We start from the raw sequence: 1,540 nt of genomic DNA, 5'->3' as shown, positions 1-1,540 counted from the left end.
GTCATCTGGTCGCACAGCCGCGTCACCGAGGCCACCCACGCCATCGCCCCAAACGCCTGGCGCCGCCACCTCTACCTTCTGCTCGACGGCTTCCGAACCGACCGCGCCCACCCGCTGCCGGCACCGCCGCTCACCGGGGAGCAGCTGTACCGCGCCATGACCAGCCTCGGCGGAAACGGGGCCTGCGGCGCCTGACCGTCGGCACGCGTCGTTGTCTGGCTCTAATGACTCCTAAGAGGTCGTATTCCTCTATAGATTACGTTTCATCCCAACAAGTCCCCGCGGCGGAGTGGGCCTTGAGATACCTCAGGGGTTGGAGCGATTGACGGGGCGCGAGGGAGGCCCACATTGCCCGTCTCATCCGAGGAAGCCCGTCTCATTCCAAGGGGAGTTGATATCAGCGATTACTCCCGCCGCTCTGCGCAGGAACCCGATACGTGAGAGACGCAAGCGCCTGCCTGTGGCGCGTGAAGTTGCACAAAATAGAGGAAAACGACCTCTCAGCGCAACGTCCCCGTCGATGCCTGCCGCTTTCTTTCCGGTGCTCTGCTGCGTCACCCGGCGCACAACTCCTGATCTCGGATGTCCGTCCAAGCGGATCAAGCCCACGGCGCCGGTGAACCGCGCAGCTGTTCACGCGTCCTGTGCGGGTCCGGTGTCATCGCCGGCCACGGGACGACCGCCGATCAGCACCAGCCGTACCAGCTCGGCGTCCAAGAGGGCCAGTGCCTGGGCTATGGGGGCGCGCAGCAGCACCAGATCGGCCGGCGCCCCCGGGTGGATCCGCTGTGGCGAGTCGCCCGGCCGCTGGGCAGTGGAGAGGTAGCCCGTAATTGCCTGGGCGGGAGTGAGCCGTTCGCCGGGGCCGAGGACGGCGCCCGAGCCGGTGCGCCGCTGCACGGCGGCGCGCATGACCGCCCAGGGGTCGATGGGCCCGTAGGGCGCGTCGCTGGACAGGCCCACCGGGATCCCGGCCGCCCGCAGCGACGCGCAGCGGTACAGGTCGCCGTGCTCGTCGGCGGGTGTGCCGCGCCGGTAGTCGTCGCCGCGGTCGGCGAGGAAGCCCGGCTGGGTCACCACCCGCAGGCCCAGGCGCCGTACGGTCGGCAGGACTTCGCAAGGAGTCAGGGACGCGTGTTCCAGCCGGTCGCCGGGGAGCGTACCCACTTCCTCCAGTACCGCCAGGAGCAGCAGGATCGCTTCGCGGGTCACACAGTGCACGGCGACCGGCCGGCCGGTCCGGTGCGCCGCCTCGACGGCTTCGGCGAGTTCGTCGAAGCCGGGCAGCGCCGAGTCGGCGATGACGATCTTCCACGGGCCGGATCGCGGACCGGACCGTTCGGGCGGGCTGCCGGTGAGCGGTGCGCCGAGCAGATGCACCCGTTGCGGCAGTTCTTGGCGGGCCATCGCCTCGGACACGGCCGCGACCGTGGCGGCGTCCAGGCCGGGCGTGGCGTCGGTGATCGTGGTGATGCCGTATCCGGCCAGTCGTCGGCCCAGGTCGGCCAGCGAGGGCGGGGCGCCGGGCGGCAGGCGACCG

General features: G+C 70.4%; 1 protein-coding gene and 1 pseudogene. One reads left to right on the top strand and one right to left on the bottom strand.

What is annotated here, in order from left to right:
• Nucleotides 1-195, top strand: a pseudogene (locus O3Q52_RS52965) (TetR/AcrR family transcriptional regulator); the annotation flags it as partial.
• A gap of 438 nt (nucleotides 196-633) precedes the next feature.
• Here O3Q52_RS52965 and O3Q52_RS52960 read toward each other — a convergent pair.
• Nucleotides 634-1,540, bottom strand: a 907-nt coding sequence (locus O3Q52_RS52960; RefSeq protein WP_269655529.1) for an amidohydrolase family protein, incomplete at its 5' end; no start/stop codon positions are given.

The sequence above is a fragment of the Streptomyces sp. ActVer genome (assembly GCF_027270795.1).
In the GTDB taxonomy this organism is placed as follows: domain Bacteria; phylum Actinomycetota; class Actinomycetes; order Streptomycetales; family Streptomycetaceae; genus Streptomyces; species Streptomyces umbrinus_A.
This window is presented reverse-complemented; position numbering and strand designations above follow the sequence as displayed.